We start from the raw sequence: 14,376 nt of genomic DNA on the forward strand, positions 1-14,376 counted from the left end.
TTTATTTGAAAACTTAATACCAATAATTATCAATTTAATTATTTTCACATAGTATTTAATGTAATATTTAAACTAATTATTAAATTAATAGTTAATCATTATATATTATGATATATTTATTTTAGTAATGATCAATAAAAATAAATTATTAATTAATAAACGTTATTATTTAATTATGATAAAAATATATTATTTAATTAATATCAATCAAAAATTTTTAGTGGATAATCTTGATTGATTAAATATATCATATACTATATCACAATATTTATTAATTCAATTAATAACCCGTATCAATATTGATAAAACCACATGTTTAATATCATTTTCATTCTAAGTTTTCTGATAATAATTATAAAAATCATCTAAATTTATATTACAGATTAATTAGAATTAAAAGTTTAAAAAATAATTATTTCTAATTTTATTATTTAGTTATTAGTTTTTTTATTAACAGTAATAAAATATTGAATTAATTAATATGTTACATAAATAATTTGAAAAATTGTTATTATTTAAATTTTATATTACTTATTTATATCTTAAAAGATAAATAAATAAAAAGGCTATATTCCTAATAATTTAATAAAAAATTTGATTGTATTCATTAGGATAGACAGGAAAATTATGATACATGAAAAAAAAAAATTAACTGAAGCTCGAGAAGCAAAAAGACGTTGGTTAAATTCTCATGATACTGGTTACCATAAATCCATGGGTAGTAGACACGTTCAAATGATTGCTATCGGAGGTGCTATAGGAACTGGTTTATTTTTGGGGACTGGTGGTCGCTTACAAGTAGCAGGACCTGCATTAGTACTCATTTATATCATATGTGGGATTTTCTCTTTCTTTATTTTACGAGCATTAGGTGAATTAATTTTAAATCGTCCTTCTAGTGGTAGTTTTGTGTCTTACTCAAGAGAATTTTTTGGAGAAAAAGCTTCATATATTGCAGGTTGGATGTATTTTACTAACTGGGCTATGACTGGTATAGTTGATATAACAGCTGTTGCACTATATATGAAATATTGGAAAATATTTGATGGTATACCACAATGGATTTTTGCTCTTACAGCTCTAGCAATTGTTGGTGTTATGAATATGGTTGGAGTTAAATGGTTTGCAGAAATGGAGTTTTGGTGTGCTTTAATTAAGGTGTTAGCAATTGTCATTTTCTTAATTATTGGTTTAGTAGTTTTAATTAGTGGAAAAATGATAGATGGTCATGTCACTGGCATTCATTTAATCCTTGACAAAGGAGGATTTTTTCCACATGGACTATTACCTGCTTTAGTGTTAATACAAGGAGTAGTATTTGCATTTGCATCAATTGAATTAGTTGGTACTGCTGCAGGTGAATGTAAGGATCCAAAAACCATATTACCAAAAGCAATTAATAGTATAATATGGCGAATAGGCATTTTTTATATTGGTTCAATATTATTATTAGTCCTTTTATTACCATGGAATGCTTATCATGAAAGTCAAAGTCCTTTTGTTACTTTTTTATCTAAGCTAGGCATCCCCTATACTTGTAGTATCATGAATATTGTGGTTTTAAGTGCTGCTCTTTCTAGTATAAATTCTGGTTTATATTCTACAGGACGTATTCTTAGATCTATGTCTATGGGGGGATCAGCACCTAAATTTATGTCAAAAATGAATGATCAGAAAGTACCATACGCTGGTATTATATCAACTATTTGCATTTACATAATTGGAGTATTGTTAAATTATAGTCTACCTTCAAAAGTTTTTGAAATTGTATTAAATTATGCTTCACTTGGAATTATTTCTTCTTGGACCTTTATAATGATATGTCAATTACGTCTACGTAAGGCTATTAAAGAAGGTAAAGCAGAAGATGTTAGTTTTAAATTACCAGGTTACCCTTTTACTTCATGGTTAACACTATTGTTTTTATTTGGTGTTTTAGTTCTCATGGCTTTTGATTATCCAAATGGAACTTACACTATTGCATCTATTCCTTTGATTGCATTAATTTTAGTACTTGGATGGTTTGGAGTACGAAAACGTGTTCAAGAAATTTCTAAAGAACAATCAAAAGAAATTAATATATATGAAGCAAAATTAGATCAATAGATTAATAAAAATTTTTGATTTATTTTTCTATTGTAGTATAACGAATATTAATTTATATTAAACAATATATAAAATATAAGTACTTGTTTTCACTGTATATATATTTTATAGAATAATGAAATATTTTTACAATTTACTACACAATTGCTAATTGCAAACTGCTAATTGCATTACTAGGCGGAGCACTAAATCCGCCTTAATATTAAAATTTATAATCTAGATTTAAATATAATTTCTAATTTATCTTGATCATCAGAAAATGTACGAATTCCTTCAGATAATTTTTCTACAGCCATTTGATTTTGATTATGTTTCCAACGAAATTCAGCATCTGAAAGCAAATTTAATTTACATGCATTTTGATTCATGAGTGGTTTAAGTTTTCTTTCTAAAGGTTCATGACTATTCTGTAATTCCTTAAATAGATTAGGAGATATTGTTAGATAATCACAACCAGCTAAGGCAGTTATCTGTTCTATTCTGCGAAAACTAGCTCCCATAATAATAGTTTGAATATCATATTTTTTGTAATAGTTATAAATATTTTGAACTAGCATGACTCCTGGATCTTTATCAGGTGAATAATTATCAAATACATTTTTATTATGATTATTATACCAATCATAAATTCTACCAACGAATGGAGAGATTAGAAATACATTTGCTTGAGCACAAGCACAAGCTTGTGTATGCGAAAATATTAATGTTAAATTACATTTAATACCTTCTTTTTCCAAAATTTCAGCAGCACAAATTCCTTCCCAAGTTGATGCTAATTTAATTAAAACACGAGAACAATCAACTCCATTTTCTTTATATAATTTAATTAATTTTTTTGCTTTTTTAATACATCCTATTGTATCAAAAGAAAGTCTAGCATCTATCTCAGTAGATACACGACCAGGTATATATTTCAATATTTCTGTACCAATATCAACGGTAATTTTATCACTTGCATTAATAATTTTAATCTCTTTACTACCACCTTGTTTTTCAGCATAATTCATTGCACTATCAATTAAATGTTTATAGTTATCTGTGTTAATAGATTTAAGTATAATTGAAGGATTAGTGGTTGCGTCTTCTGGACGATAACTTCTGATGGATTCTATATCACTACTATCTAAAACTAGTTTAGTAAATTGTCTTATAGCTTCTAGTTGATTCATGTAAAATCCTTTAAAAATAAAATAAATTATATAAAATATCTAAATACTATCTTATTACATATCTTATGTATTATTAATTTTCAATTTAAAAAGTATATCTAATAGTAATTAAGTAAAAATAATATTTTTAAATGATATATTTATATTTCATAAGATAAATTTTTAAATGTTTATTTTTACCATATTATTATTTTAAAATTAAGGATATCAAATGGATGACAAATTAAAACAAAATGCACTTGATTTTCACCAATATCCAGTACCCGGAAAAATTCAGATATCACCTACTAAACCTTTATCAACTCAACGTGATTTAGCTCTAGCGTATTCACCAGGAGTTGCTGCACCTTGTATCAAAATAGCTTCTGATCCATTAGAATCATATAAATATACTGCTCGCGGTAATTTAGTTGCTGTCATATCTAATGGTACAGCAGTATTAGGATTAGGAAATATTGGTGCTTTAGCTGCAAAACCAGTAATGGAAGGTAAAGGAGTTTTATTTAAGAAATTTGCTGGAATAGATGTATTTGATATTGAAATAAATGAAGAAAATCCTGATAAAATCATAGATATCATTACTTCATTAGAACCGACTTTTGGCGGTATTAACTTAGAAGATATTAAAGCACCTGAATGTTTTTATATAGAAAAAGAATTACGTAATCGCATGAAAATTCCTGTTTTTCATGACGACCAACATGGTACTGCAATTATTTGTGCTGCAGCAGTTATCAATGGATTAAAAATAGTTGACAAGTGTATTTCTAAAGTTAAATTAGTTGTTTCTGGAGCTGGTGCATCAGCTATTGCTTGCATGAATCTATTAGTTACTTTGGGTTTATCCAAAAATAACATACAAGTATGTGATTCTAAAGGATTAATTTTTCATGGACGCGAAAAAAATATGACAGCAACTAAAATTGAATATGCTGTTCAAGATAATGGTACAAGAACATTAGATGAAATCATTCATGGTGCAGATATATTTATTGGTTGTTCCGGTCCTAAAGTACTTACACCAATGATGGTTGAAAAAATGGCAAAAAATCCTCTTATTTTAGCTCTAGCAAACCCTGAACCAGAAATTATGCCTCCATTAGCTAAATCTATAAGATCTGATGCAATCGTTTGTACTGGACGTTCGGACTTTCCGAATCAAGTTAATAATGTTTTATGCTTTCCTTTTATTTTTCGTGGCGCTTTAGATGTAGGAGCTACAACTATTAATGAAGAAATGAAAATTGCTGCAGTTCATGCTATTGCAGCACTTGCTCAAGCTGCGCAAAGTGCAATAGTTGCATCAGCATATGAAGACCAAAAATTAGTGTTTGGTCCTGAATATTTAATTCCTAAACCATTTGATCCTCGTTTAATTGTTCAGATAGCACCTGCTGTTGCTAAAGCAGCTATGAGATCTGGTGTTGCTACCAGACCTATTAAAGATTTTATAGCTTATCAAGAAAAACTTACTGAGTTTATTTACAAAACTAATTTATTGATGAAACCTATATTTTCTCAAGCATGTAAACTCCAAAAACGTGTGATATTAGCAGAGGGAGAAAATATACGAGTACTTCATGCAACGCAAGAAATAGTAACATTGGGTTTAGCTAAGCCAATTTTAATTGGTCGTCCTCATGTGATTAGAATGCTTTTGCAACAACAGGGATTAAAAATTGAAATAGAAAAGGATTTTAACTTAGTTAACAATGAATCAAATGCTTGTTTTGAAATATATTGGAAAGAATATCATCAAATTATGAAAAGAAAAGGTATTACTCTAGAACAAGCCAAATACATAATAAATAGTAATCCCACTTTAATTGGAACAATTATGTTACGTAGAGGAGAAGCAGATGCATTAATTTGTGGTACTATCGGTAACTATAATGAACATTACAGCATAATAGAAAATATATTAGGTTTACGAAAGAATGTTAAAGTAGCAGCTACGATAAATGCTTTATTATTACCTAGCGGTAATATTTTTATTGCAGATACTTACGTTAATGAAGATCCTTCATCAGAACAATTAGTAGATATTACTTTAATGGCAGCAGAAATAGTTAAATTTTTCGGTATAGAACCACGTGTAGCATTATTATCTCATTCTAGTTTTGGAACCTCTAATGCACCTAGTGCTAAAAAAATGCGAAATGCATTAAAAATTATAAAACAACTTGCTCCTCAACTAGAAATAGACGGTGAAATGCATGGAGATGCTGCTCTGGTTGAAAAAATACGTCATGAAATAATGCCAGATAGCCCTCTTAAAAATGCAGCTAATTTACTTATTATGCCTAATATAGAAGCAGCAAGAATAAGTTATAATTTATTACGTGTATCATGTTCTGAAGGAGTAACTGTTGGTCCTGTTTTATTAGGCATGAAAAAACCGGTACATATATTAACTAATATCGCCTCTGTCAGAAGAATTGTAAATATGGTAGCATTATCAGTGGTACAAGCTCAGAAAAAACCCTGATTGTATAATTTATATTAATTTAGAGCAACCAATTTTTAACAGGTAGAAAGTCTCTGTATAAAGAGGCTTCTACCGAGTTTTCATCAATCTTATAATCATATTCCCAACGAACTAAAGGAGGCATTGAAATTAAGATAGATTCAATCCTACCATTGGTTTGAAGTCCAAAAATTGTACCACGATCATAAATCAAATTAAATTCAACATATCTACCTCTTCTATAAAGTTGAAATTGACGTTCTCTTTCTCCCCATAGGTAATTTTTGCGACGTACTACAATTGGTTGATAAGCAATTAAAAAACCATTGCCTATTGCTTGTACAAATTCAAAACAATATTTAAAATCTGGTTTGTTAAGATCATCAAAAAACAAACCTCCAATTCCTCTCTGTTCATTACGATGTTTAATATAAAAATATTCATCACACCATTTTTTATATTTTTTATACACACATTTACCAAATGGCAAGCAAATATCAAATGCTGTTTTATGCCAATGAACTACATCCTCTTTAAAACCATAAAAAGGTGTCATATCAAATCCTCCACCAAACCACCAAACAGGTTTTTCATACAATTTTTCTGCCAGAAAAAAGCGTATATTAGCATGACTAGTTGGTATATAAGGGTTAAGTGGATGAATTATGATTGACAAACCTAATGCTTGAATAGTATAACCCGATAGGTTTTTATGACATACGGTTGCTGATTTTGGCATTTTACGATTATTGATGAAAGAATAATTAACCCCAACTTGTTCAAATACTGTACCTTTTTTAAATATATAGCTCAGACCATTATAGTCTTTATAATTCCATTTATCTTTTTTAATTTCTATATTATTGTCTTCTTGAACTAAAAAAGCACAAATTTCATCTTGTAATTTTAGTAGAAAACTTTTTATATTAGATATATTATACATATTATTAGTTATTATAATGAAAATTTACTGTATATTATATTAGAATAGACGATAACATTATTTAAATAATGTTATCGTCTTTTGTTTTATTATTTCATATTAACACGCATTATTGTTGTTTCAGCTAATATTACTTGTCCAGACATTTTAGCCAATGTTACAATTCTATCCATATTAGATATTACTATAGGAGTAATTGTAGATTTTGCTTTTTTTTCCAGTAATGATAAATTGAATTCAATAACAACCTCTCCAATGTTAATTTCCTGACCTTCTGTGGCAATACGTTTAAAACCTTCGCCTTTTAATTCAACTGTATCAATGCCGAAATGAACAAATAATTCAATACCATCATTAGATATCATTGAAAAAGCATGATTAGTTTCAAATATTTTACTTATTTTTCCACTAACAGGAGCAACAATTTTATTCCCACTGGGCTTAATTGCGATACCATCACCTACAATCTTTTCGGAAAACACTACATCTGGTACTTCTTCAAGATTAATAATCTGACCAGATAGAGGTGCAACAATATTAATTATTATATCTCTATTTTTTGTTTCACCAAAAAGTTTAGAAAACAAACCCATGATTTTCTCCTAGATAACAATTTTAGGCTAGTATCATACATCATAATAGAAATTTTATTTTTTAAACTGATTAAGCAGTTTTATCAAATCCTTTGATGTAGGTTGACTCAAAGCTCTTTCTGCTAACAATTTTAAATCGTTAAAGTTAGCACTACGAATAATTTTTTTAATAATTGGAATGGAATTTGAACTCATGCTAAATTCATCTAATCCCATTCCTAATAACAATAATGTAGCACGTTCATCTCCTGCAAGCTCACCACACATACCTGTCCATTTACCTTCAGCATGAGAAGCATCAATCACTTTTTTTATTAAATTCAGTACTGATGGTGTCATTGGATTATACAAGTGTGAAATTAAACTATTACCACGATCAACAGCTAATGTATATTGTGTTAAATCATTAGTTCCAATACTAAAAAAATCAACTTCTTTGGCTAAGTGATTTGCAATTACTGCAGATGCAGGAGTCTCAATCATAATCCCAATTTCAATACATTCGTCAAAACTTTTACCTTCTTCACGCAATTTTAATTTTAAATTTTCTAATTCTACCTTTAAAATACGCACTTCTTCAACTGATATTATCATTGGAAACATTATACGTAGTTTACCGAAGGCAGAAGCACGTAAGATAGCACGTAATTGAGTATGTAAAATTTCTTTACGATCCATTGCAATACGAATCGCACGCCATCCGAGAAAAGGGTTTTCTTCTTTTGGTAAATTCATGTAAGGTAAAGCTTTATCTCCTCCTATATCCATAGTACGTATTATAACTGACTGAGAACCCATAACTTCTGTAACTGATTTATATGCTTCAAATTGTTCTTCTTCAGTTGGGAATGAATTACGATTCATAAATAAAAATTCAGTGCGATATAATCCAATTCCTGATGCACCATTTAACTCAACATTTATTAAATCTTTAAGTGTACTGATGTTCGCACATATTTTAACTTTACGGCCATCTAAAGTTACAGCTGATAAATTTTTTAATTTATTTAATTCACTTTTTTCATTAGTATATTTTGTTTGAATTTTTTTAACTTGATTTATGATTATTTTAGATGGATTAATATAAATACAATTATTTAAAGCATCAAGGGTTATTGAATCTCCGTTTTTAATAGATGAAGTGGCATTTTTAGTGCCAACGATGGCGGGAATTGCAAGAGAACGAGCCATTATTGAAGTATGAGAAGTCAATCCTCCTAAGTCAGTAATAAATCCTAATACCATATTTAAATCTAACTGTGCAGTTTCTGAAGGGGTTAAATCTCTTGCTATTAAAATTGATTTATCTTGTATTTCAATTAAACTATCAGAATTTAATCCTAAAATATTCTTTAACAAACGTTTACCTATATCTCTGACATCAATAATGCGTTCTCTAAGATATTCATCTTTTAATTTTTCTAATGCTTCTATCTGATTATCCAAAACTTTTTTCGTAGCAGCAGCCGCGTTTAAACTATCTTGAGTTATTAAATTTATGATTTCTTGCTCTAAAGCTTCATCTTTCAACAGCATAATATGTCCTTCGAAGATTGCTGCTTTTTCCTCACCAAAAGACTTATTAGTTTTATTCATAATTGTTTGCAATTGTTTTTCTGTTTTACTACGGCCTGTTAAAAAAGTCTGAATTTCCTGTTTTATCTGCTTCTGAGGAATTTTCTTATAATTGATATCTGTATCATATTCTTTTAGTAAAACAGCTTTACCAAAAGCGATACCTGGTGAAACTACAATACCTGAAATCATAATCTTACCTTTTTATCACGAGGGTGACTAACTTTATTGTAGGTATTGCACCATCGTCAGAATATTTTAAAGCAAATTGCGATAAAAATTTACTTTTTATAAAAAATGATTTTTGTGATCATGGAAAATTTATTTTAATTCATTGATTAATTTTGCTAGATGTTCAACTGCTATTTTTTCATCTACACCCTCTGCAGTGAGAGTAATAACAGTACCATGAGATAAACCTAATGTTTGCAATTTAAATAAACTTTTTGCATTTGCGGACTTACCTTCAGATATAACTGTTATTTCAGATAGAAAATTCTTAGCATGTTTTACAAACTGAGCAGCTGGTCTGGTGTGTAAACCGTTTAACAAATTAATAGTAATTTCTTGTTGGAACATCATACTTCCCTAATATTTTGGTTAAATTTAATTGTTAATTTAATTTAGATAATAAAATTAATTTTTAATTATGTTTTCTTTACTTTCAAATAAACTATCATATTTTTAAATAAATGTTTATTAAGGATATTTATAATTACATTGTTAACATAACAAACAAATATATCGTATTAAATTAATACTTTTTCATTAAATACTCCGGAAAACAAGGTAGTACTTAAATATCTTTCTCCAGAAGATGGAAGTACAACAACAATATTTTTATTAGTAAATTTATTTTCCTCTTGAAGTTTTATTGCAGCAGCTACAGCAGCACCAGAAGAAATTCCAGATAAAATACCTTCTTCTTCCATTAATTTTCTAGCAATTTTTATAGATTCATCATTTGAAACAGTAATAACACGATCAACAAGGGTTAAATCAAGATTTTCTGGGATAAAACCAGCACCAATACCTTGAATCTTATGTGCACCAGCTATAATGTTTTTACCAGATAAAAATTGCGTTATTACTGGAGAATCAGTTGGTTCTACTGCAACAGATATTAATTTCTTTTTGTTTTTTTTATTTTTAATATAACGACTCACTCCAGTTAAAGTACCGCCAGTACCTACACCAGCTATAAAAACATCTATTTCTCCATTAGTGTCTTTCCAAATTTCAGGACCAGTAGTTATTTCATGAATTTCAGGATTAGCTGGATTGCTAAATTGTTGAAGTAATAAACATTTATCTGGATTACTTGCAACAATTTCCTCAGCTCTAGCAATGGCACCTTTCATTCCTTTAATACCTTCTGTTAACTCAAGATTAGCTCCTAATGCTTTGAGCAATTTACGACGTTCTATTGACATAGTATCTGGCATAGTTAAAGTTAATTTATAACCTCTGGCAGCCGAAACATAAGCTAATGCTATACCTGTATTACCACTTGTAGGTTCTACCAATTCAGTATTAGGTTTTAAAATCCCACGTTTTTCTGCATCCCATACCATATTAGCGCCTATTCGACATTTTACGCTAAAGCTAGGATTTCTTGATTCTATTTTTACAAATATTGAACTTTTTCCGATGCGATTTAATCTCACTAATGGTGTATTACCAATTGTAAAAGAGTTATCACTATAAATTTTATTCATATAGTATATTCAATTAAATTAAACAATAATGATGTTTTAAAAGTTTTAGCATACATTTTATATTCCTATCATAAAGGAAAAATATTATCTATGTATAGACAAAGTAATAATAAAAATATTAATAACACATTATTATTGTGTTCTGATTTTACATAATATTAAATAAAAAATTAATCTTTATATAAAAAACAATTATCAGATAAACAATTGCTGTTTTAGAAAAAAGTCATATTAAAATCAATGATTAATATAAAATTATTTATATTGATATTTAGATTAATACCAATTATGAATAATAATTTAATTTATATTATTTATATTTTTATTTATAATATTTATGAGTAATAGTAATATTACAAGGTTTAATGATACATATTTTGATAACTAGATATTGTAACATAAATTTAATATACATTTGTAAATGCTTATAAAAAATAGATCAGTGATTTCAAATCAAAAAATTAATAGTATTAAAGATATATAATCAAATTTGTTAAATTTTGTTTTTAATAGTGAATGATTATATATAATCACAAACTTAATGAATTAGTATTAATAACAATATTGTTTTAATGGTTTTGTATATTATTTATTATGAGTTCATTTAAAATTTTAAAAACAGTAGAGAATTATGAAATCAATAAAAAAGAAAATTTCTAAACTTAAAAAAGCTTTAAGTTATCATGAACATTTATATTATGTAGAAAATACACCAGAGATTCCAGATATAAATTATGACCAAATGATGACTAAATTACAAAAATTAGAACAAAATCATCCAGAATTGATTACATTGAATTCTTCTACACAAAAAGTTGGGGGAGGAATATCAAAAAAATTTAATACAGTAGAACATATAATGCCAATGCTATCATTAGATAATGTTTACAACGAAAAAAATTTTTTGTTATTTGATCAACGTATACAAAGTAGATTAAACCATAATAATATATTAAAATATTGCTGTGAATTAAAAATTGATGGTTTAGCAGTGAATTTAACATATAAAAATGGCGTGTTATTTAAAGCTGCAACTAGAGGTAATGGTACTAATGGAGAAAACATAACTTCTAATATCCTTACAATTAAATCTATTCCTTTACAACTTTATGGTAATAACTTGCCTACAATATTAGAAGTAAGAGGTGAGGTGTTCATGAATAGAATAGATTTCGAAAAGCTAAATGAAGAAGCTAGAAACAGTAATAAAAAAACATTTGCAAATCCTCGTAATGCTGCTGCTGGTTCCTTAAGACAATTAAATCCCTGTATTACTGCTAATCGTTCCTTAAGCTTTTTTTGCTATGGTTTAGGATATATACAAGGAGGTAAATTATCATCTAGTCATATCAAGAACTTATATCAGTTAAAAGAATGGGGCTTACCTATCAATGATTACGTGTGTACTGCTAATAATACTAACCAAGTATTAGATTTTTATCAAAAAATCAAAAAAATTCGTTACAATTTAGGTTTTGACATAGACGGTATAGTTGTAAAAGTAGATTCACAAGAATTAAGAGAGCGTTTAGGATATATCACAAAAGTGCCACGTTGGGCAGTAGCATTTAAATTTCCAGCTCAGGAAAAACTAACTGTTGTTAAAAACATAAAATTCCAAGTAGGAAGGACTGGTATAGTTACACCAGTTGCTATTCTTCAATCAGTTAAAATTGCTGAAGTTAACATTAAAAGAGCTACTTTACATAATTTTGAAGAAATTAAACGTCTTGGATTACACATAGGAGATACAGTAGTAGTTCGTAGAGCCGGAGATGTTATTCCACAGATTATGCAAATAATTTTATCTAAAAGAACTAAAAATGCAGCAAAAATTGTATTGCCTGTCAATTGTCCAATTTGTGGATCTTCTATAGAACGTTTACAAGGAGAAGTAATTTCACGTTGTACAGGTGGCTTGATATGTAGTGCTCAAAAAAATAATTCACTTAAGCATTTTGTTTCTAGTAAAGCTATGGATATAAAAGGAATAGGTGGTCAATTGATTAATAAATTAATAAAGAAACAATGCATTAAAACAGCTGCTGATTTATTTTTGCTTAAAAAACAAGACTTAGTAAATATTGATCGTTTAGGATCGCAATCAGCTCAAAATATATTGAATTCTTTAAATAAAGCTAAAAGTACAAGTCTTCCACGATTTATTTATGCACTTGGTATTAGAGATGTTGGTGAATCAACTGCTGTAAATTTAGCAAATTATTTCGGTGATTTAAATAAATTAATAAAAGCCGATTTGAATACATTAACTAATGTAGAAAATGTTGGTTGTAAAACAGCCAATCATATTTTGAATTTTATGCAAGAAGAAAGTAATCGTACAATAATATACCAACTTATTAACGAAATCGGTATTCACTGGTTAAATAATAAAATAATATATAAGAAAAATGAAAGTAATTTGTTTCATAAAAAAATTGTAGTTTTTTCTGGTTCTTTCTTTACTATGAAACGCAATGAATTTAAATTACAGTTAATGAAATTAGGTGCACTAATTAGAGATAGTATATCTAAAAAAACTGATTTTTTAATTTCTAATAAAATAACTGGTAACAAATTTATTAAAGCAAAAGCATTGGGCACTAAAATTATAAATGAAAAAGAAATGATCGACATGATTAATAATCAGATATAAGTTAATTCTTTTCCATAAATTATCACATTTTTTAAATTTTATTATTTCTTTTATAACATTGAGCTATATATGAACAAACCATTAGCTGTACCTGATGGAATATCATTAAAGGTAATATTATTATTCCGACTGTACTAGTAGGAAATAGAACATTAGCCATAGGAATACCGTTTGCTAAACTTTTTTTAGAACCACAAAATAGTACTACTATTTCATCTTGTCTATTAAAATTTAATAATTTTGCTGCAAAATAATTGATCATCAATACAAAAAACAACAATATCGTACATTGAATTGCAATCCATAAAATGGTAAATGCACTTACTTGACACCATATTCCATTTGTTACTGCTTTACTAAAAGCAGAGTAAACTACAAACAAAATTGATATTTGATCAATTTTATTAATTAAATTACTATTTTGGTCAATCCATTGACTTATCCAATAACGAGATATATGACCTAGTAAAAATGGTATAAAAAGCTGTAATATTATTTTAGCTATTTGTTGTATTTCTTTATCTATGTTTATGATATTAATATGTAGACCTAATATCAAATTAATAATTAATGGGGAAATAAATATTCCAAGTAAACTTGACGCAGATGCACTACATATGGAAGCTGCAACATTACCTTCAGCTATTGATGTAAAAGCAATTGCTGATTGTACTGTAGCAGGCATACTACATAGATACAAAAAACCATTATTAATTTCTGAACTTACTGATAAGGGATCATACCATACTAAAATTAATCCTAAAAATGGAAAAATTATAAAAGTACTACACATTATCCAAATGTGGAGTTTCCAGTTATTACTTCCTAGTATGATTTTTTTGTGAGATAGTTTAGCACCGTGCATAAAAAAAAGTATAGCAATAGATATACCTGTTAAGTACTTAAATAAAGTTATAAAAATACCTTTTAGTGGTATAAATGAAGCTAATACTACGGTGATTATAATTTTAAAAAGCATTGAATCAAATTTTAAAAATTTCATTATATTAATTGTTATGAACTTAACAAAACAAAGATGAGTTTAAATATGATTGTTATCTAAGAAAATTTTTATAAAAGTTGTAGGCGAAGATTATATTGATGGCACTAAAACAAGTTTTAATGAAAAAACACAATTAAGAAATATAT

The 14,376-nt window shown here is 27.7% G+C and carries 10 protein-coding genes; 3 read left to right on the forward strand and 7 right to left on the reverse strand.

Annotation, left to right across the window (positions count from 1 at the left end; genetic code table 11):
• Nucleotides 1–627: 627 nt before the first annotated feature.
• Complete coding sequence (gene ansP, locus CRV10_RS00410; RefSeq protein WP_136129857.1) at nucleotides 628–2,106, forward strand: L-asparagine permease; 1,479 nt, start codon at nucleotides 628–630, stop codon at nucleotides 2,104–2,106.
• Nucleotides 2,107–2,315: 209 nt separating this feature from the next.
• Here ansP and tal read toward each other — a convergent pair whose 3' ends face one another.
• The gene (gene tal, locus CRV10_RS00415; protein ID WP_136129858.1) at nucleotides 2,316–3,275 is read right to left on the reverse strand and encodes a transaldolase; all 960 of its coding nucleotides are present in this window, start codon (nucleotides 3,273–3,275) and stop codon (nucleotides 2,316–2,318) included.
• Between the two features lie 211 nt (nucleotides 3,276–3,486).
• Here tal and CRV10_RS00420 point away from each other — a divergent pair, with 211 nt between their 5' ends.
• The gene (locus CRV10_RS00420; RefSeq protein WP_136129859.1) at nucleotides 3,487–5,763 is read left to right on the forward strand and encodes an NADP-dependent malic enzyme; all 2,277 of its coding nucleotides are present in this window, start codon (nucleotides 3,487–3,489) and stop codon (nucleotides 5,761–5,763) included.
• A 19-nt stretch (nucleotides 5,764–5,782) separates the two neighbouring features.
• Here the strand turns inward: CRV10_RS00420 and hemF are convergent, their stop codons facing one another.
• The 5 genes from hemF to cysK form a co-directional block, all read right to left on the reverse strand.
• Nucleotides 5,783–6,685: an oxygen-dependent coproporphyrinogen oxidase gene (gene hemF / locus CRV10_RS00425; protein ID WP_136129860.1), complete on the reverse strand. Its 903-nt coding sequence runs from the start codon at nucleotides 6,683–6,685 to the stop codon at nucleotides 5,783–5,785.
• Between the two features lie 89 nt (nucleotides 6,686–6,774).
• Nucleotides 6,775–7,278, reverse strand: coding sequence for a PTS glucose transporter subunit IIA (gene crr / locus CRV10_RS00430; protein ID WP_136129861.1), 504 nt, complete (start codon nucleotides 7,276–7,278; stop codon nucleotides 6,775–6,777).
• A 54-nt stretch (nucleotides 7,279–7,332) separates the two neighbouring features.
• Nucleotides 7,333–9,045, reverse strand: a complete 1,713-nt coding sequence (gene ptsI, locus CRV10_RS00435; RefSeq protein ID WP_136129862.1) for a phosphoenolpyruvate-protein phosphotransferase PtsI — start codon at nucleotides 9,043–9,045, stop codon at nucleotides 7,333–7,335.
• A 129-nt stretch (nucleotides 9,046–9,174) separates the two neighbouring features.
• Nucleotides 9,175–9,432, reverse strand: coding sequence for an HPr family phosphocarrier protein (locus CRV10_RS00440; protein ID WP_136129863.1), 258 nt, complete (start codon nucleotides 9,430–9,432; stop codon nucleotides 9,175–9,177).
• Between the two features lie 170 nt (nucleotides 9,433–9,602).
• Nucleotides 9,603–10,571: a cysteine synthase A gene (cysK, locus tag CRV10_RS00445; RefSeq protein ID WP_136129864.1), complete on the reverse strand. Its 969-nt coding sequence runs from the start codon at nucleotides 10,569–10,571 to the stop codon at nucleotides 9,603–9,605.
• Between the two features lie 631 nt (nucleotides 10,572–11,202).
• Here cysK and ligA point away from each other — a divergent pair.
• Nucleotides 11,203–13,227, forward strand: coding sequence for an NAD-dependent DNA ligase LigA (ligA, locus tag CRV10_RS00450; protein ID WP_136129865.1), 2,025 nt, complete (start codon nucleotides 11,203–11,205; stop codon nucleotides 13,225–13,227).
• A 31-nt stretch (nucleotides 13,228–13,258) separates the two neighbouring features.
• Here ligA and CRV10_RS00455 read toward each other — a convergent pair whose 3' ends face one another.
• Nucleotides 13,259–14,230, reverse strand: coding sequence for a bile acid:sodium symporter family protein (locus CRV10_RS00455; protein ID WP_136129866.1), 972 nt, complete (start codon nucleotides 14,228–14,230; stop codon nucleotides 13,259–13,261).
• Nucleotides 14,231–14,376: the final 146 nt, after the last annotated feature.

The sequence above is a fragment of the Candidatus Pantoea edessiphila genome, from assembly GCF_002933355.1.
GTDB lineage: Bacteria > Pseudomonadota > Gammaproteobacteria > Enterobacterales > Enterobacteriaceae > Pantoea_C > Pantoea_C edessiphila.